This window comes from Bradyrhizobium sp. KB893862 SZCCT0404, from assembly GCF_018130885.1.
Taxonomy (GTDB): Bacteria; Pseudomonadota; Alphaproteobacteria; order Rhizobiales; family Xanthobacteraceae; genus Bradyrhizobium; species Bradyrhizobium stylosanthis.
On the sequence record NZ_JAFCLT010000001.1, the window covers coordinates 662,551 to 680,124 of the forward strand.

The 17,574-nt window shown below is 59.5% G+C and carries 16 protein-coding genes; 10 read left to right on the plus strand and 6 right to left on the minus strand.

Annotated elements, in window-relative coordinates; genetic code table 11:
• Positions 1–28 precede the first annotated feature (28 nt).
• Positions 29–3,520 carry an indolepyruvate ferredoxin oxidoreductase family protein gene (locus JQ617_RS03325; protein ID WP_212024381.1) on the plus strand — a complete coding sequence of 1,164 codons (3,492 nt, stop codon included), beginning with the start codon at positions 29–31 and terminating at the stop codon, positions 3,518–3,520.
• Positions 3,521–4,745: 1,225 nt separating this feature from the next.
• On the opposite strand, the gene JQ617_RS03330 is transcribed toward JQ617_RS03325, so the two are convergent.
• The 4 genes from JQ617_RS03330 to JQ617_RS40170 all read right to left on the minus strand — a co-directional run bounded on the left by JQ617_RS03330 (position 4,746) and on the right by JQ617_RS40170 (position 6,388).
• Entirely contained in the window at positions 4,746–5,477 is a 732-nt protein-coding gene (locus JQ617_RS03330; protein WP_349630591.1) for a DUF6998 domain-containing protein, read from the minus strand.
• Complete coding sequence (locus JQ617_RS03335; protein ID WP_212024383.1) at positions 5,474–5,710, minus strand: hypothetical protein; 237 nt, start codon at positions 5,708–5,710, stop codon at positions 5,474–5,476. The genes JQ617_RS03330 and JQ617_RS03335 overlap by 4 nt, the downstream gene beginning before the upstream one ends.
• Positions 5,711–5,801: 91 nt before the next feature.
• Positions 5,802–6,206, minus strand: a complete 405-nt coding sequence (locus JQ617_RS03340) for a hypothetical protein (protein WP_212024384.1) — start codon at positions 6,204–6,206, stop codon at positions 5,802–5,804.
• A 56-nt stretch (positions 6,207–6,262) separates the two neighbouring features.
• Complete coding sequence (locus tag JQ617_RS40170) at positions 6,263–6,388, minus strand: hypothetical protein (RefSeq protein ID WP_283842032.1); 126 nt, start codon at positions 6,386–6,388, stop codon at positions 6,263–6,265.
• Positions 6,389–6,576: 188 nt separating this feature from the next.
• On the opposite strand from JQ617_RS40170, the gene JQ617_RS03345 reads away from it, so the two are divergent.
• The 9 genes from JQ617_RS03345 (at position 6,577) to JQ617_RS03385 (ending at position 14,531) form a co-directional block, all read left to right on the plus strand.
• Complete coding sequence (locus JQ617_RS03345; protein WP_212024386.1) at positions 6,577–6,732, plus strand: hypothetical protein; 156 nt, start codon at positions 6,577–6,579, stop codon at positions 6,730–6,732.
• A 593-nt stretch (positions 6,733–7,325) separates the two neighbouring features.
• Positions 7,326–7,613: a helix-turn-helix transcriptional regulator gene (locus JQ617_RS03350; protein WP_212024388.1), complete on the plus strand. Its 288-nt coding sequence runs from the start codon at positions 7,326–7,328 to the stop codon at positions 7,611–7,613.
• Positions 7,614–7,694: 81 nt separating this feature from the next.
• Positions 7,695–8,174, plus strand: coding sequence for a hypothetical protein (locus tag JQ617_RS03355; protein WP_212024390.1), 480 nt, complete (start codon positions 7,695–7,697; stop codon positions 8,172–8,174).
• A 154-nt stretch (positions 8,175–8,328) separates the two neighbouring features.
• The gene (locus tag JQ617_RS03360; RefSeq protein WP_212024392.1) at positions 8,329–10,017 is read left to right on the plus strand and encodes a hypothetical protein; all 1,689 of its coding nucleotides are present in this window, start codon (positions 8,329–8,331) and stop codon (positions 10,015–10,017) included.
• A gap of 633 nt (positions 10,018–10,650) precedes the next feature.
• On the plus strand, positions 10,651–11,067 hold the full coding sequence (locus JQ617_RS03365; RefSeq protein WP_212024394.1) for a hypothetical protein: 417 nt from the start codon (positions 10,651–10,653) through the stop codon (positions 11,065–11,067).
• Between the two features lie 188 nt (positions 11,068–11,255).
• The gene (locus tag JQ617_RS03370; RefSeq protein WP_212024396.1) at positions 11,256–11,951 is read left to right on the plus strand and encodes a recombinase family protein; all 696 of its coding nucleotides are present in this window, start codon (positions 11,256–11,258) and stop codon (positions 11,949–11,951) included.
• A gap of 369 nt (positions 11,952–12,320) precedes the next feature.
• On the plus strand, positions 12,321–13,556 hold the full coding sequence (locus JQ617_RS03375) for a phage major capsid protein (RefSeq protein WP_212024398.1): 1,236 nt from the start codon (positions 12,321–12,323) through the stop codon (positions 13,554–13,556).
• 11 nt (positions 13,557–13,567) lie between these two features.
• On the plus strand, positions 13,568–13,960 hold the full coding sequence (locus JQ617_RS03380; protein ID WP_212024400.1) for a hypothetical protein: 393 nt from the start codon (positions 13,568–13,570) through the stop codon (positions 13,958–13,960).
• A gap of 346 nt (positions 13,961–14,306) precedes the next feature.
• Complete coding sequence (locus JQ617_RS03385) at positions 14,307–14,531, plus strand: LuxR C-terminal-related transcriptional regulator (protein ID WP_212024402.1); 225 nt, start codon at positions 14,307–14,309, stop codon at positions 14,529–14,531.
• 32 nt (positions 14,532–14,563) lie between these two features.
• On the opposite strand, the gene JQ617_RS03390 is transcribed toward JQ617_RS03385, so the two are convergent.
• Positions 14,564–16,405, minus strand: a complete 1,842-nt coding sequence (locus JQ617_RS03390) for a hypothetical protein (protein ID WP_212024403.1) — start codon at positions 16,403–16,405, stop codon at positions 14,564–14,566.
• A gap of 591 nt (positions 16,406–16,996) precedes the next feature.
• Positions 16,997–17,560: an adenylate kinase family protein gene (locus JQ617_RS03395; RefSeq protein WP_212024405.1), complete on the minus strand. Its 564-nt coding sequence runs from the start codon at positions 17,558–17,560 to the stop codon at positions 16,997–16,999.
• Positions 17,561–17,574: the final 14 nt, after the last annotated feature.

A 17,574-nucleotide genomic window follows, 5' to 3' on the forward strand; every position in this document is an offset into this window, starting at 1 on the left:
CCCGAACAGGGCGCGGAAAGAGGACAGCATGGGAATCAACCAGGGTCCGATCAGTCTCGATCAGAAATACACCCAGGAGACCGGGCACGTCTTCACCACGGGCATCCAGGCGCTGGTCCGCCTGCCCATGGCCCAGATCCGGCGCGACCGCGCCAACGGCCTCAACACCGCGGGCTTCATCTCCGGCTATCGCGGCTCGCCGCTTGGCGGCTACGACCAGCAGCTCTTTGCCGCCCGCAAGCATCTCGAACAGTACAATATCAAGTTCCAGCCCGGCGTGAACGAGGATCTCGCCGCGACCGCCGTCTGGGGCTCGCAGCAGCTCAACCTCTCGCCCGGCGCCAAGTATGACGGCGTGGTCGGCATCTGGTACGGCAAGGGCCCCGGCGTCGACCGCTGCGGTGACGTGTTCCGCCACGGCAATGCCGCCGGCTCCGCCAAGAACGGCGGCGTGCTGTGCCTTGCCGGCGACGACCACGGCGCGAAATCCTCCACCGTCCCGCATCAGTCCGACCACGCCTTCATGTCGGCCTTGATGCCGTATCTCTATCCCTCGAGCATCCACGAGATGATCGAGATGGGCCTGCTCGGCATCGCCATGTCGCGCTACTCGGGCTGCTGGGTCGGCATGAAGGTGATCACGGAGACGGTGGAGACCACCGCCGAGATCGACCTCACCGACGAGATGAAGCCCTTCATCATCCCGCCCGATTTCGAGTTGCCGCCCGGCGGCCTCAACCTGCGCTGGCCCGACGACCGTTTCGAGCAGGACCGCCGCCTGCAGGATTACAAGGGCTTTGCCGCGATCGCCTTTGCGCGCGCCAACAAGGTCAACCGCGTCACCATGGATTCGCCGAACGCCCGTTTCGGCATCATGGCGTCCGGCAAGAGCTACGAGGACGTCCGTCAGGCGCTGCGCGAGCTTGGGATCACCGAGCAGGTCGCCGCCAAGATCGGCCTTCGACTTTACAAGATCGGCATGCCCTGGCCGCTGGAGCCGGAAGGCGTGCATGAATTCGCCGTCGGCCTCGAAGAGATCTTCATCGTCGAGGAGCGCCGCGAGATCGTCGAGAACCAGGTCAAGCAGGTGCTGTTCAACTGGCGCGACGACGTGCGCCCGCGCATCGTCGGCAAGATGGACGAGCACGACAAGCGCTTCCTGACCTTCGCCGCCGAGCTCAGCGTCGCCTCGCTTGCGACCTCGCTCACCGAGCGGCTTCTCAAGCTCGATCTCAACCCCGAGATCGCCGAGATGCTTCGCGCCAAGGCCGACTGGTTCAACGGCCGCCAGGCCTCGCAGATGCAGGCCACAGCGCCGGTCTCCCGCACCCCGTATTTCTGCTCCGGCTGCCCCCACAACACATCGACGAAGGTCCCCGAAGGCAGCCGCGCCATGGCCGGCATCGGCTGCCATTTCATGGCGCTGTGGATGGACCGCTCGACCGAGACCTTTACGCATATGGGCGGCGAGGGCGTGCCGTGGGTCGGCATCGCGCCCTTCACCAACGAGAACCATATTTTCGCGAATCTCGGCGACGGCACCTACTTCCACTCGGGCCTTCTCGCCATCCGGCAGGCAGTCGCCTCCAAGACCAACATCACCTACAAGATCCTCTACAACGACGCCGTCGCCATGACCGGCGGCCAGCGCCACGACGGCGATCTCTCGCCGCAGCAGATCACCTTCCAGCTCCACGCCGAAGGCATTCGCGAGATCTATCTGGTCTCGGAGAACCCGGATTCCTATCCGGCCAGCACCATCGCGCCGGGCGTGAAGCTGCACCATCGCGACGAGCTGCAGGACGTCATGAAGATGTGCCGCGAGTTCAAGGGCACGTCCGCGATCGTCTTCGTGCAGACCTGCGCCGCCGAGAAGCGCCGCCGCCGCAAGCGCGGCTTGATGGAGGACCCGGCACGCCGCGTCATGATCAACCCGGCGGTCTGCGAAGGCTGCGGCGACTGCTCGGTGCAGTCGAACTGTATCTCGGTCGAGCCGCTGGAGACCGAGTTCGGCCGCAAGCGCGCCATCAACCAGTCGTCCTGCAACAAGGACTATTCGTGCGTGAAGGGCTTCTGCCCGTCCTTCGTCACCGTGGACGGCGGCAAGCCGCGTCACCGCGCGCCGGCTGATCTCGGCGACATCGGCGCGCTCCCGGAGCCGGCGTCGCGTCCGACGCTCGATAAGCCTTACAACATCGCGGTCGGCGGTGTCGGCGGCACCGGCGTGCTCACCATCGGCGCGCTGCTCGGCATGGCCGCGCATATCGAGGGCAAGGCCTCGATGATTCTGGACATGTCGGGCCTGGCGCAAAAGGGCGGGGCGGTGCTCAGCCACGTCCGCCTGTCGGACCATCCGGCCGAGGTGACCTGCTCGCGCATCGTCACCGGCACGGCCGATCTCGTGCTCGCGGCGGACGAAGTGGTCGCCGTCGCCAAGGACACCATCTCGCTGTGCGACTCCGGCCGCACCCGCGGCATCATCAACAGCCACGTCATTCCCACCGCCGACTTCGTCCTCAACCGCGACTTCAACTTCCAGACTCGCAAGCTCAACGGGCTCCTGGAAACGGCGCTGCACAAGGACTCCGTCTTCTTCGACTTCACCAAGCCGGCCGAGCAGCTGCTCGGCGACAGCATCGCCACCAACATGATGATGATGGGCTACGCCTATCAGAAGGGGCTGTTCCCGCTGTCGGCCGAGTCGATCGAGCAGGCCATCGAGGTCAACGGCGTCTCGATCAAGATGAACAAGGAAGCCTTCCGCCTCGGCCGCCTCGCGGTCGCCGATCCCCAGCGCCTTGCCGGCATGCTGAAGGGAACGGACGAGGTGGCTGCGCCGAAGACGCTGGACGCCATGACGCTCGACGAAGTGATCGAGCATCGCGCCAAGCATCTCACCGCCTACCAGAACGGCCGCCTGGCCAAGCGCTATCGCAGGCTGGTCGATCAGGTTCGCGACGCTGCCAAGCAGGGCGGCTACGGCGATGCCTTGCCGCGCGCGGTCGCGGTGAACTACGCCAAGCTGCTGGCCTACAAGGACGAATACGAGGTCGCCCGCCTGTTCAGCGACGGCGCTTTCGAGCAGCAGCTCCGCGACCAGTTCGAGGGCGACTTCAAATTCAGCTTCAACCTCGCGCCGCCGATCCTGGCGTCCGGTGTCGACGCGCTCGGCCGCCCGAAGAAGCGCGTCTTCGGCCCGTGGATGCTGAGCGTCTTCCGCATGCTGGCGAAGTTCAAGTTCCTGCGCGGCACGCCGCTCGACATCTTCGGCCGCAGCGCCGACCGCAAGCTCGAGCGCGACCTGATCACCGGCTACGAGAAGGACGTCGCCACCGTGCTCGGCCTGCTGTCGCCGGTCACGGTCGACACGGCCGTCGAGCTGCTGTCGCTGCCCGACCGCATCCGCGGCTACGGCCCGGTGAAGGAGAAGGCCGTCACCGACGCCAAGGCCCGCTACGCCCAGCTCGCCGCCGACCTCGCCAATCCGCCGCCGGCGCCAAGGCAAATCGCGGCGGAGTAGGGATGCACCATTTTCGTCAAATATCTTAGTTGAGCATATTCTCTTCAGCGATCTTGAGTGGTACTATTGCCTCATTTCTAAGTGGAGGCGATAATGAAGCTTATTGGTCGTTTACTGTTGCTCAGCGTATTACTGAGCGTTCCAGTTGTCGTTTTGTCGGCACGGTCGGTTCTTGCAGATTGCTATAACAATCGCTGTCGCTGATCGAGCAAGACAGTGCTTTGGCAGACGATAGAAGATTGCCTTCCTTGGCTCCAGCACAATGCTTTGAGGTTGGCGGCGACGTCAGCCTCATGTGTGATTTTGTACGTTCTCACGGTGGGGATTCTGAGAGATAGAGCGGCACGTGGCCAGAGGACCTTGTTGCCGTGCTGTCGGCAGGCTTGGTCCTCGTCGGCTTCTTAATCCGGTTATATTTTGGCTCGTCGTTCATTCGCGTCGGTCGATGCGCTATTTATGATTGCCCGACTGCATGTGCGAATCGCTGAAGAAAAACGCGGTGCGGTGTCAGCATCCGCTATAGCCAGCTCAGATCTGGCCAACCCGCCAGCCGCGCCGAGGCAGATTGCTGCGGAATAGGGAGCAGCTCCCGGAGGGCGGATTAGCGAAGCGTAGTCCGCCACTTCTCCAATTATGGCTCCGGCTAATCCGCTCTACGAACCGAACCGGCTACGACACCATCCCTTGCGTCGCCCGCCGGGCAAAACACCCATCCCAGGGTCAATCCGCACCCCGTAAAATATTCCGCTTTACCGAAATTCGGAATTGTCGTATCCGTCCGCCACCTCATCCCCTCGGAAGGGGCGTATCGCGATCGTCACGAAACGCGGGGTGAGCGGCGGTGGACGTGGACTGCGTCGCGCGAGCAATCGTCTCGTGCACGACGGGCGCGGTCTCGCGTACGGCAAAGTCGTGTGGTCCTTGCGTCCAGTGCTTTTTGCGGCGCGTTGAAAGCGGGCTAAGCCACTGAAATTAAATCCACAATCTGACTGCTTACCGAACAATGGAGGCTCACCCGAAACGGCGAGGCCCTAATAGGCCCTAATCTCACGGGATGCGCTGGTGCGAGCTGGTCCCGGTGCCCTTCGAGCCCGTCGCCCGGCCGCGTTCTATTCTACGGCCTTGCCAGTGCGCTGGCGCGGCCCGCCCGGTCTTCCTATCGCCCTCGCGCGCCGGGTCTTTTACGGTCTTCCGGTGGGCTTGCACGTTAAGCCGCGCGCTACGTTTACCCCGCGCCTTTTGCGACCCGCGCGTTCAGCGCACGAATGACATCGGCACCGATCTGCTGCGTGTTCTTCATTTCCCCTTGAGAGTTAAGAATTTCGACGCCGAGTTCAGCCGCTATGGGCCTTAGAACATCTTTTACGACGACGGGTTGGACGACGCCGTTTCGCAGGATCCGGATTGCGCCACTCTCATAACGAACGATCTCGAAGTCTGAGTAGAGTGCCCGGGCAGTCACTCGCAGTTCTTCAATCGGTCGCTGTTCGCGTTGGGAAGTTCGAGGAATAGCATAAATGTAATTCGAGCCGCTGGGGCGCATCTTTCCTTTTGCAATGTCTGCGGGTTCGTCAAGAATTTCCTCAACAGATATGCCGTTCTCCTGATCCACATTTACTCGCAGCACAATGACGCGGTCGACAAACTCAAAGGTGGCAGAGTTAAATGACACGTGGTTGGAGGTCGTAATCGTTTTGACGGAAATGCGTTCGTTGAGCGCAGAGACGACATCATAGCCGCGTTGATTGGTTTCAAGCGCCATCTGCCCACGTGTGGTCATGGCGGCATAAAGCTCGCCAATTCGGCCCGTCAGATGGTTCAGCTCGCCGGGAGCTACGCCCCAGCCTAATTCCTTCTCGAACCAAGAGAGGGCCTCTGCGAGCGACTGAATAATTTGGACCTGAGTTAATGTCGGCTTGGTCTCGCCCATGAAGCTGCGCGCCTGCTTCGTTTTCACTTCATCTTGGTGCAGTAGAAGGCTGGTGCACTCTGCCCAGTCCCGAGCTTCACCTTCTTGATCTTCGGGTTACCGATGATCATGGCCGCGAGCGAGTGCATGCTCCCCTTACCCTGATCGGGCGGCACCTTGAACTCAACGCCAGCTGCCCGCAGGACCTTAGCGGCGTTGGCGATGTCGCTCCATCGAACCCAATTGGTGTGATTGGGTATGCGTGCTGGACGGTCTTTCATTTTCTGCCTCCTTTATGGCTTCGACGCAGACATGCGTCTGCTCTCAAAAGCGTTCCAGCGCGTGCGTAAGGCTGAGTCGTCCCGTAGGCCTTCATTGAGGAGGAGTATCGACTGATACTGTGCCGTCTTTTGAAACCCAGATCCAATGGATTTGGAGCTTGGACAATACCCACGGCGCGAACTGATCTGTCTGCTTCCGGAACTCAGGGATGTCCGGGATAGCAATTCCATATTGGTGTGCTCGATCTTTCATGCGTTGAACTAATTGACCGACACCGGTGCGAAAATCCAGACCGACTGCTGACGTCTTGCCTTTGGCCTCGATATGCCAAACTTTAGGTTCTCCCCCACTATCTCTCGATGCTTTCACGTCGACAAGGCGATCACGAAATACTCGAAAACCGTCCCTTGTCAGCCACTGTTCAACGGCCTGCTGGACGAATGCTTCATTAGGGAAGTCTGTCTTCCCGCGATAATCGGATGGACTTTGTTTCATCCTCTTGATCTCCGGTGTCGGTTCTTGGACCGTCGTCGCGACTGACTATGCCCGCATCACTCATCCTGAGCAGTGTCGACCTTATCCTCGATGTCCAAGCCGATCTCTCGCCAATGCTCAGCAATCTCGTAGTGCAGCTTATGGAGCAGCCGCCATCCCCGCTTCGTCATGATGTAGATCATGGTCCGAGAGCCCCTGCCAAGAATTTGGCGGAAGGTAGCATACACCGTGTATCCTGCGGCAACACCCAGGACGAAGTGCATTGGCACCCGGCGGAGCCGGTCAAATTGTGCGCTCTGCGCCGTCGCTTAGCCTTTTCGGTTTGCTAAGTGATGCGCTAACTTAGTTCATCGACACAGGAGGGACCAAGATGAAGAACAAAGGTTCAATGTCACGCAAGGCGACGAAGATCGGGCAATCGATTGTGCCCACCAACACCTTCCGGGAAGAAGGTGCGGCGCAAAAGAACAATCGCCACGCGCGGCGGCGCGATGCCAAGCTCGCGAAGAAAGACGATCAGAAATAGCCGAGGCGGCTATCCCTCGGTGTCTCGATGCCAAAAGTGGTGCGCGGAGTTGCGCGCTTCGCCGATGTTGGTCTCACTCGTCGCTCCAACGGCAAAATCATTGACCATCCCGTCGTGATGAAGCCGACCGCGCTCGGACCGCGCGGCCCCCCTGATGCCAACCGAAGGAGCCCGCGAATTGTGGCAGTGATACACCCGCCAAGGATGTGAAAAATAATTTCGCGCTCTGCGGCGCGAAATTCAGCTTATCTGTCAGCTCTATATCTTCGGAATCCGAGGAGTTTTACTTCAGGCAGCGATCCGCACAATTGCGGCAAAGGGCTGACGAATTTGCGTCGAGATTCAAATTACGTTGTAGCGATAATGACTAAGTAGAAAATCACGTGTCCCTTTTTGTCCCTGCTCTTTCAATGGCTTGTCTTGTGGATAACTTGACTGTACGTCGCTGACCGATCACGATGCGGCATCGGCGGGCTTCGTCCAGCCGCAGCCGATTTCACGAGCCTACGAGGCTCATCCAAACATAAACGACTGTCTTGTCGCGCGGGAGGCCGTGTCTGCCGATGGAGCCGCACGCGCGCGGAGGATGTTCGATGTCTACTCGAAAGACCCACCGACGACGCTCGACTGCCGCGACACGACGGCGCAACAGCGCGGACGGGCAAAACCCGCGCCGCATGCTGACCGAAAAGCAGGTTCTGGAGATCGTCCCGGTCTCGCCAGCGACGTTGTGGCGGATGGAGCGAGACGGCTTGTTTCCGAAAGGGACCTTCATCAGCGCAAATCGAAAGGTCTGGTTCACCGATGAGGTCGTCGGGTGGCAGAACGGCGTTAGCGGACGCCGACGCGGAAAGCATCATTACCCGAAGGTGGAAGTCTGAAGGCCCGCGCACGCGCGAAGGGCGGCCCCGTGGATCGCAGCAAGCGTGCGCACCAAGGACAGCGAGCGGTAAGAGGCACTCATGACGTCCAAAGGAAAGGCCCCCGAAAGCTGGGTTTGCGTCGATTGCAATGTCAACACCGCGCCGGGGTTGTGGACCCGCGAGCAAATTGATCGCGCCTTCGGCCTTGACGGTAGCGCGGCCATCCGTACCGCCACGCACGATAAGGTCGATCAATACTTCGACGACCGTTCGGAAGTTTACATGGTCACAGCCCGCGTATGGGCAAAAGCGGGCATGTCATCCATGGGCGGCTGCCTGTGCGTTGGCTGCCTCGAAACGCGGATCGGGCGGACACTGAGACCTCGCGATTTCATGAAGCACGAACTTAACACGGTACTCGGCTCGGCGCGGCTGCTCTCGCGACGAAGCCGCCCCTGCAGCGAGAAGCAGCTTTACAGAGAGCGCCGAGCAGCGCCACCCGCGACGCCGATCAAGTCTGCGAAAGGAGATCGCAATGCTGACCCGGGGAAGGAGCGGCAGATGCCAGCCGCAGAATGAAACGGCCGCACGCGAGCGAACGCGGGCGGCCGAAGCAGGACCGAATAGACGAGAACGGACTTTCTGAGCCCAATCCAAAATAGCGCGTCGTCGGTCCAGTTTCAATCTTCGCGTTTCGCCGCATGCAGCCCTTCTGAATAGAGGGGACGCGAACATGCGTGACAACATCACCCGCAGCGACTGGATCGATGACGATGCCGCGCCACTAACATCCTTGACGGCGCAGACCGTGAAAGCCGTAATCGATATTGCCGCCGGTGAAATGCCGGGTGCCGTAGCGAAGGCGGCGGTGGCGCTGGCCGAGTACGGCGCGACGATCTTTCGTCAGGATGATGTTCTGGTGCGCCCGATCACCGTGGAGGTGGCCGCCTCTGACGGCCGCATGACGCAAGCGGTGCGGCTGAAACCCATTGCGGTCGATAGTCTGCTGCTGTGGTTGGCGGACGCGGCGGATTTTCGCAAATGGGACAAGCGCGCCAAGGATGAGGCGACTGGAAAGAAAGGTGCGTGGGCGCGCTGCGATCCGCCGCGCACGCTGGCGAAAGCGATACTTGAGACGCCGGAGACGTGGACATTCCCGACGATTGCGGGAGTGATCACATGCCCGACCATGCGGCATGACGGGTCGATCCTGTGCTGCAACGGCTATGATCCGCAGACCATGCTCTATCTGGAAATCGATCCTGATTTGCAGATGGTCGAGGTGAGATTGAAGCCGACGCGGGAGGAGGCTCTCGCTGCGCTGGCGCGGCTCGCTGCATTGCTAAAAGAATTTCCGTTCAAGAGCGGTGATGGTGGGGTTGATCATTCTGTCGCGCTGGCGCAGATCATGACGTTTGCGGTGCGCAGCGCATTGCCGATCTCACCCGCCTTTTTGTGTCGCGCGCCTGTGCCCGGTAGCGGCAAATCGTATCTGAACGATCTCTCGAATGCCGTCACCTCAGGCCGCGACAAATGCCCGGTGATCTCGGCGGGCGAAACGATTGAGGAGACGGAGAAGCGGATCGGCGCGGCGCTGCTTGAGGGCGCAAACGTCGTCGCGATCGACAATTGCTCGCATGATCTCTCGGGCGACGCGCTGTGCCAGTTGACCGAGAGACCTCGCATGCGCATCCGCGTCCTCCGCTATTCCAAGATGCCGGAGATCGACAACCGCGCGGTGACGACGTTCAACGGGAACAACATTGGGCCGAAGGGCGACATGACGCGGCGGACCTTGCTCTGCAATCTCGATCCGAAGGTCGAACGTCCTGAGCTTCGCGAATTTGATCACAACCCGGTGGCGATGGTGCTGGCGAAGCGCGGCGCGTATCTCGCCGACATCTTCACGATCATTCGGGCCTACATCGCGGCGGGACGCCCCGACGTGGTCGGCCCGATTGCCAGTTATGAGCGATGGTCGGACATGGTCCGCGCGCCGCTGGTATGGCTCGGCTGTGCCGATCCTGTTGCCAGTATGGATCAGGCGCGCAATGAGGACGAAGGTTTAAACGCCATCGGCGAACTGTTCGCGCTATGGCAGCACTACCTCGTCGTCGCGGTGCCCTTCAGCGCGGCCGAAATCGTCGCGAAGGCAAGCGAGCGGGACGCTCGCGGCGATGGCTTCGCGCGTGGCGACTTCCGAGATCATCTGATCCAGATCGCCGGGCAGCGTGGCGAAATCTCAGCCCGGAATTTAGGCCGTTGGCTGCGCAAAATCGCAGGCCGCGTCGTCGGGGGATTGCGATTAGAAATCAAGGAAAGCAAGCAGCAAGATGAAAATCACCGCGCGCCGAAATTCATCTTGCGGAAGGTGCGGATCGAAACAGAAGAAGTCGCTGAAATGGCAGTCTCTCAGGGATGATGGGTTTGGTCCGCGCCGTCCGCACAGAAAAAGTGCGGCGGAAGCGGAAGTAAACCTATTGGACGCATGGAAAATGGCAGGGACACTTTCTATAGCAGTAAGGGGTCTCGCTCCGCTTCCGCCGCAATCGGGTTGTTTTGCGAGATCGCTCGCCTCAAGCTTGGAAAGCCGCAGAGATCGCTGACGGAACAAAGAAGATGCGTTGCAACATCGACGACGTGCTGCCCCGCCACCGCAGGGGCAGGGGCACTCAATCCCCCAGCCACGGCAGGTTTTTCTGGCGCGGGTACGAGGTCGAGATTGGGCGCATTCTGCTGTTCGGCGGCAAAGGGCGGCCTCGGCATCGCCACCGCTTCCGGTGTCGCTGCGGCCGTGGTGCGTACGTCCTGCACTTGGATGGCGATGCTCTCGTTTGCGGCTTCTGCTACGGCCGCCAGCGCGCGGTGACGCCGCTCGACCGCATCGCTTTCATTCGCCGCAAGCTCGACAATTCGCCGCAGTGGTGGCTGCCGGTGGTGCCGAAGCGATCATGGCGATGGCGGCCGTGGCGTGAGCTATTGCGCCAGTTGGCAGCGGCCGAAAGCGAACTGTATAGTTTGACCGGAAACGCCCTTTCCGAGTGCGAGGCGAGAGATGGCGGCGATCATCGAGGACGACAGCGACAGGCACGAGGCGATCTTCCGGGGACGGATCAGCGGAATGTCACCGCGACGGCTGGCGGATCAGCACGGCCTGTCGGTCGAAACGGTCAACGACATCGTCGCAAAACGATTGACGAAAATCGATAACCGCTATCGCGCCGAAGCTCTGGCGCTTGATCTTGAAGCCATCGGGCTGGCACAGGGGCGCGTTCTGAAAGAGGCGCTGGCTGGTGACATGGCCGCGGTTCATGCGCTGGCCAAGCTGGTTCAGCTCCGGGCCGATTTGCTCGGGACATTCGCACCTACCCGTGTTGACGTGACGGTTGCGCAAGCGGCGACGCAGACCAGCACCGACGAATTGGAAGCCGCTATTGAACTGCTGGTCAAAGGCCCCGCGCAGTCCCATTAGCGAGCCGCTGATGCGTTATTTTTTATCCCGCCCGATCTTGTCCCGGCCACGCAGAGCGCCCCAGCGAGCCTCCTATTGGAGTATCAAACTACTGGCCCGATGGATTGGCTTCGGGTTATCCGATCTGATACAAGTAAACGAACGTCAGCATGTAACAACATCGGCTCCGAGCCGTGGAACGTCCTTCTATGCCGCAGCCTGTCATCGCCTATGTCCGCGTCTCGAAACCGAAGCAAGGCCGCAGCGGCCTCGGTCTCGAAGCCCAGCAGGAAGCCATCGCGCGCTATGCCGAGGCCGAGGGCTACGTTGTCGCCGAGACGTTCGTGGAGGTCGAGACTGGCAAGGGAACCGATGCGCTGGAGAAGCGGCCGCAGCTACGGGCCGCCATGGACGCCGCGCGCAAGATCGGCGGTAGTCGGTCGCAGCGCGATGCCGCTCCGGTGCTCGTTGCCAAGCTCGACCGTTTGTCGAGAGATGTCCATTTTATCAGCGGCCTGATGGTGCAGCGGGTGCCCTTCATCGTGACGGCGCTGGGGCCGAACGTCGATCCCTTCATGCTCCACATATACGCGGCCGTCGCCGAAAAGGAGCGCGAGCAGATCGCCGAGCGGACCCGGCAGGCTCTGGCGGCTGCCAAGCGGCGCGGCGTCAAGTTGGGCAATCCCACGGCCGCTGCGCACAACAAGAGCGCCGCTGATGCTTATGCCGAGACCCTGCGGCCTGCCATCGCTCCGCTCGCAGGCCTGACTACGCGCGCCATCGCCGCACACCTCAACTCCCAAGGCATCATGACCGCTCGCGGTGGCCAGTGGCAACCGACCACGATCATGCGGCTGCAACGGCGGCTTGGCCTCAAGCAATCCGACGGCGTCGCCTCGGCCTGACGACCGCTCTCTGATCCCAACCTTCATCGTTTGATATCGCGCTGACCGCTTCCGGCGTCGTGGATGCTCGTCGTCCAGGCCCGGGGGGTTGTTTTGCCGGGCGCGACAAGTTCCCCGGCGGACTGGAGGCACCCCCTTCGCAGTCGTTCGGCGACCTTTCATGATCTGAACACCCGCTCACCGATTGGCGCAATGAAGCGGGATGCGGGCCCGCGTCCGAACGACTTCTCGATCATGCGCCATTTGCTTTGCCGATACGTCGTTTCGGCCTATGCTTGTCAAGTCGCGCGCCGCACTCGCATGCGCCCCTCGCGAAAAAGGAGATCAGTTCTTGGAAATCGCGCTTCCGAAGCGCGTGGAGGATTGATCATGGGCGAACATCTGACCGATCTGCTTGCCGAGGTGAAGGCGGCGCGTGCTGTTTTGGAAAGCGGTGATAGCGAGCGTGACAGGGCGATCAAGCAGCTCCGGAGCGACATCGACCGTTTGTCCTTGAAGATCAATCGGCCTGGTTTCGACGACGTCAGCGACCACGCCAATCGCAGGGCGGCGATTGGTCTGTTGCAACTCAAGCACGCATTGAAAATCCCCAAACACGATCCGCAGCATCCATTTGCGCCGTCGGAGGACGCGATCACGGAGGCAAAGGCGCACATCGACGCGATCCGGGCGTTGATGAAAACGACGGATGTCGCTCGCCTTCCCGATACCCAGCGGAAAGCTCTCAGCGCCTTTTCTTTCGGCGCGAGCGGTTTCGTGTTGCCGCCTGAGATGAGTGACCGCATCTTGTCATGTACGATTGATCAGACCGACGTCACGGCGCTGATGGGCAGCGCCACGCTGGCCGGTAACGCAATCAAGTTTCTGGTCGATAAGGGCGACCTCGACAACGCAGCGTGGGGCTGCGATGCGTCATGCTTCGCCAATTCGCCGAACAGTCACGATTTATCCAGCCTTCTCGGAGAATTGGAGATCAAGCCAGAGCCGCTACGTTACGTCGCGTGCGCGACCGGCGATCTTATCGAGGACAGCGCCTTCAATCTGGAATCGTGGTTGCTCGGAAAGGTTAGTCGCGCCTTCCGCAACACCGTCAGCGCCGCTGTTATGATTGGCGATGGAATCGGCAAGCCGATGGGCATCCTCAATCCGCAGGCAGGTATCCCGATTTGTGATACCGGCGCGCCTACGGCAACCGGGCAATTCAGCTGGCAGGATCTGGTCATGCTGCGATGGCAAGTGCCTGTTCAGTTTCAGGACCCGGCCTCGGCAGCCTATCTGATGAACCAGAACACTGCCGCCTTGCTGTTCACAATGAGCGACGCCAACGGCCGCCCCCTGATGGTGCCCAGTTTGCAAGACCCGACGCAGTTCACCTTGATGGGCGCGCCGCTCAAGATCGCAACACAAATGCCCGATCCGGTGCCTGGCGCAACGCCGGTCGCCTACGGCAATTGGAAGCAGACTTACATGGTCGCCACGCGCAAGGCCGTCACCATGCAGCAAGACCCGTATTCTGCGGGGTTCTGCGTCCTCTTCAAGTTCGAGAGCCGTATCGGCGGCGCGGTGGTCTGTCCGAACGCTGCGCGGCTCCTCAGGATCAAGTGAGGGAGAGAGTTATGACTGAGCAAGCCGCCGTCGATCTGTTTGCGCTGGCCGACGCTTACGCCGCCGAGCATTTGCTCGATCCGCTTGTTGGCGTGGACGAATACCGCGCTTTTTTCTACGGTCTGATGAAACTGCACCGGCAAGACCTCAACGACGCCGAGCGAGATATCTTGTTCGAGGTCTGGCGCGAAAAGACACTTGGCGCCTTGCGCATGGCGGCCGCCCGACAACGCGAGCACATGGTCGAGCTTGAACGCCAGCGGCTGGCGCTTTTCGGGGCGGACCGCTTCGGCCGCGCGTTTATGTGCGCTTGCGGCGAAATGTTAGCGGACGGATTTGATGTCGAGACGATACGCAAACACCGGCCGCATATGATTGCCGCTGGCGTTCTTCGAAACGATTGAGGTAACGCGATCAGCGGGGTCAGTCGCTGGCATCCTTCCCCGGCGAGCGCATACGACCGGGCCGAAGCTGCACAACGCGACGATGGCCAGCTTCCGGCTCAGCGAGTTCGCTATCCGATGGCCTGAGGCACTTTAATGCCTGACGGGCAAAGCACTCCGCCCGCTTGTTTCCGGTCTTCTCAATTTCTTCGGATGGCCCAGATCAACATCTGGACCGCTCCGTCCGCGCTTTCCCGGTTCATTTGTATGCTCGTTGTTCGAGCTACATCCAATCTGATAGTATACCTGTGGTAGAGCCGCCTCGGTCCAAAAGTGTACATTGAACGCTCTCAGAGTCCAATTACCAATGAGTGCATCTGTCATTCTATCGCCGCGCGAGAAACAACTTCTCAGGCGCATTGCGGCCGGGAAAACGGATGCGGAGATAGCAGGGAAGTTCGGAGGTGGCGTGAAGCGCGTTGCCGAGCAGCGAGCCCGGTTGCTGCAAAAATTGAAGATCAGCGAGCCTGCCGAGATCGTGGACGCAGCCTATCGGCTCGCAAGCTGGCGCACTTACAGGGGTGTCACATAGGCAGCGACGCGTGAGCTGGTGTCGGGGACAGGTCAAGCATCTCCTTGTTGATCAGCCGAATTCTTTGGATCAATCAAATCTAACGTCACAGTTGGAGCAACCTGCTCCAGTCCGGCACTGAATGTTTTCACAAGTTGCTTTTTTTCATGATCGAATGAGATGGTGCCAATCAAAACCGCAGCGGCAACATTGGGAAGGCGCTCCACCAAAGCGAGATAATTCCTGCGCGCAAGCGATATGACCGTCTTTCGCAGCGGGAATTCGTCATGGCGAAACTCTCTCTTCTTTCCCTCCGCCAAGCCGAGCACGTTCAAACAATAACCGAGATAGGCCGCGCTCCGATAATTCGGGTGTGTCCCAATGTCTTTTATCTCTTCGTACAAGAGCCGACGCACCTTAAAGAGCACGATCTTCCGCGTCTCACTCCGATCAAAATTGTTCAGCCGACTCCAGACGGCGCTGTATTGAATTGACCAGCCCTCGAATTCTTTGGTCTTCACGGCGGCCGCATGACCTATGACATCAAAAATCAACTGTGCGATTTTGTCGTGATAGTCTTCATACTGCCATTTGTGAGATTCGCCGCGCTTTCGCAGCTTTGGTTTTTGAAGGCCGGACTTCTGCAGCGCCTCGATTGCATCGTTTATAAAGCCCACAACGGCGCTGAGCCGGTCGCGTATGTCGCTCCTTTCCTGCGGGCTTAGCGGATCATTGAGCTTGTATAAGTCGGAGCAGGCATTTTCGATGATGCCGAAAGCGCGATTGAGTGCATAAGAGTGCAGACGCGGATTTCCCCTTGCGAGCGCGGCCTTGAGCGTTGTCAAGGTTGCCCGCGTGTATGCTTCGAGTTGTTTACCGTCAAACTTCCATCGAACATCGAGATCAACGTCGAGAGGCGAGTTTCCGTTTGTCGCGAGGGCTTCGACGAATTCAAAGTTTCCGAAGATTGTATTTGTAAACGGGCGAGTGTAGCCGAAGTACCCCGAAAAAAATCCGGCGTCCTCGTGATAGAGCATTGAATCCTTATTTAAGATCGCTTCTGTTGCCAGTGCCGATGAAAATTGAGACATTGGAACATTGTACTGCTTTGTCTTCGCCACAGCTCGGAAAAGTGCCATCGCAGTATTAGGCGCGTTACCCGCTACATGTCGGCAGAATCTCCTATTCCCAAGAATGAGAAGGAGATCGCATGCGTAATCTTCTGCTCTCGGTTTTCCACCATCGCGCCTATGTCGGAGGTGCTTCTGATCAAATGCCGCCGAGGCCATTTCGACGATTGAATTAGCTGAGCGCCCGATTTCGTCGGCAACGATGGAAAGATCACGATCAATTCCCTGCATGACGTAGTGATAGACGGCGCCCGTAAACCTGTACGCGTTAGTCCTGCCGAACTGTGGCGGACGAACGTAGGCAAACCAAAGCCATGTCAAAGCGAGTGCGAGGAACAGAGATCCAAGTATAACCTGCCAATAAGCTTGGCTCGCAAAAAACCATGGTAGCGGATACCGCTGAGCGAACCATAGGTCCGATAGTAGAGCAAAAGCCCCTATCGCTCCGGAAGCCCAATAAGTCAAAAGCCAGAGCCGAATGGGTGCCGTTTCGACACGAAATTGATATCGAGTCCCCGTGACGGTGAAGATCAGCACCAAAAGCGCGAACGCTTGTACAAACTCAGCGAAGCCGAATATGCCGCCGTCACTTTCAGGCGGAATGACGAAGCAGACGCCGAGGAGCTTGCGGACACATTCTTCGCCAATGGGCGAAGCGACTGTTAGCGGCGCGGGACGATGGTAAAGTGGCAATACGACAAAAAGCCATACTGCCAGTGCGAGCAAGCCGATGACGGCAATTCTCTCGTCAGAAATTCTTTTCATGGCGCAATGCGATTAGCTGATTGAAGGAGCTTATGGTGGCACAATGCACGCGGCCGGAGACATGGCGGATGGCTTGTCCCGACTATTCACAGGCTGGGTGAAGTTCGGGTGCACTAAGGTACAGCCCTGACGACCAAGCATTGGTCCGAACTTAGCTTTCTTGCTTCGCGTTTTCCCACGCTTAAGGTCGTGTCCCACACGCGATATGCAAATGTCTCCGGCGATTCGTACTTGCTGCGTCTCTCTGCGTAGGTTTTGGCGTACGACTCGATCTCAACTACAAGCTCGGTTGCCTTACTGTTGTAGGTCCGCCAGTACTTGTCCCAATCATCTTTTTTATCCGGGGCAGGAGAGCACTGCCGATACTCTTCAAGTTGTTTCGATAGAGTCTGTAGGTAGTACCAATCCTTACGTTGAGCAGGGTCTGTTATTTGCCCAAGTGCATGGCCGCCCCATAGGGAAACGACCATCAGCGCGAGCGTCGGCTTCAAGGGGACTTCTATTGGTCGCGTCATGCTTTGATCCTAACAGCGCTGGTAGTAAACAAACCCGGTTCGACCAATGCGGTCGAGGCCGTCAACCCCATCGGCGTCAGAGGCCGATGTCGAACACCAAGGCGCGTTCCACGGGCCGCCACCGTGCGTGGTAGTCGATTAGCTCGCCGGTCAACCCCAAATCATCGTCCCCAAGGTTGCCAGATTTCTCGGTCGTCGAAAATGCTTCGCGAAGCGCTCGCTCTTTCTGTTTCAGTTCGTCGGGGGGGCTGAGCGCCATACAAATCTCTTCTTCATGCCAAATCCCTGAGTTACCACTAATACGACGCACGTAGACGAGCGCGTCCACCTCAAAACCGCATCGCTGAGCGACCGCGAGCAAGCACACACCCTCAATCAGGGTAGGCAACTTGGAGGCTGAGATCGCTGCTTTTACATCGTCGCAGCGGATGTGCAGAACATAGCTGTTCTGTCTTTTAGTGAGATAGTCGTCTAACGAAATCACGCTGCCGCCCAAGCGGTTGGCCAATTCGCGGGCCAGCGTGCTTTTGCCAACGCCATCCATTCCATCTATGCCGATGCGGAGGCCTCCGACGCCTCCTCGGAATTGAGCAAGCCGGACATGCAGCTCTTCTTGTGATTTTAGGGGCTTGTCCTTCATAGCGCTGGACCTGC

What these genes read in the sequence shown, in the direction of transcription:
- JQ617_RS03360 (WP_212024392.1), top strand. Translation starts at nt 8,329, where the DNA reads ATGCGTGACAACATCACCCGCAGCGACTGGATCGATGACGATGCCGCG.
- JQ617_RS03365 (WP_212024394.1), top strand. Translation starts at nt 10,651, where the DNA reads ATGGCGGCGATCATCGAGGACGACAGCGACAGGCACGAGGCGATCTTC.
- JQ617_RS03395 (WP_212024405.1), bottom strand. Translation starts at nt 17,560, where the DNA reads ATGAAGGACAAGCCCCTAAAATCACAAGAAGAGCTGCATGTCCGGCTT.
- JQ617_RS03385 (WP_212024402.1), top strand. Translation starts at nt 14,307, where the DNA reads ATGAGTGCATCTGTCATTCTATCGCCGCGCGAGAAACAACTTCTCAGG.
- JQ617_RS03390 (WP_212024403.1), bottom strand. Translation starts at nt 16,405, where the DNA reads ATGAAAAGAATTTCTGACGAGAGAATTGCCGTCATCGGCTTGCTCGCA.
- JQ617_RS03350 (WP_212024388.1), top strand. Translation starts at nt 7,326, where the DNA reads ATGTCTACTCGAAAGACCCACCGACGACGCTCGACTGCCGCGACACGA.
- JQ617_RS03340 (WP_212024384.1), bottom strand. Translation starts at nt 6,206, where the DNA reads ATGAAACAAAGTCCATCCGATTATCGCGGGAAGACAGACTTCCCTAAT.
- JQ617_RS03380 (WP_212024400.1), top strand. Translation starts at nt 13,568, where the DNA reads ATGACTGAGCAAGCCGCCGTCGATCTGTTTGCGCTGGCCGACGCTTAC.
- JQ617_RS03375 (WP_212024398.1), top strand. Translation starts at nt 12,321, where the DNA reads ATGGGCGAACATCTGACCGATCTGCTTGCCGAGGTGAAGGCGGCGCGT.
- JQ617_RS03335 (WP_212024383.1), bottom strand. Translation starts at nt 5,710, where the DNA reads ATGAAAGACCGTCCAGCACGCATACCCAATCACACCAATTGGGTTCGA.
- JQ617_RS03355 (WP_212024390.1), top strand. Translation starts at nt 7,695, where the DNA reads ATGACGTCCAAAGGAAAGGCCCCCGAAAGCTGGGTTTGCGTCGATTGC.
- JQ617_RS40170 (WP_283842032.1), bottom strand. Translation starts at nt 6,388, where the DNA reads ATGATCTACATCATGACGAAGCGGGGATGGCGGCTGCTCCATAAGCTG.
- JQ617_RS03370 (WP_212024396.1), top strand. Translation starts at nt 11,256, where the DNA reads ATGCCGCAGCCTGTCATCGCCTATGTCCGCGTCTCGAAACCGAAGCAA.
- JQ617_RS03325 (WP_212024381.1), top strand. Translation starts at nt 29, where the DNA reads ATGGGAATCAACCAGGGTCCGATCAGTCTCGATCAGAAATACACCCAG.
- JQ617_RS03345 (WP_212024386.1), top strand. Translation starts at nt 6,577, where the DNA reads ATGAAGAACAAAGGTTCAATGTCACGCAAGGCGACGAAGATCGGGCAA.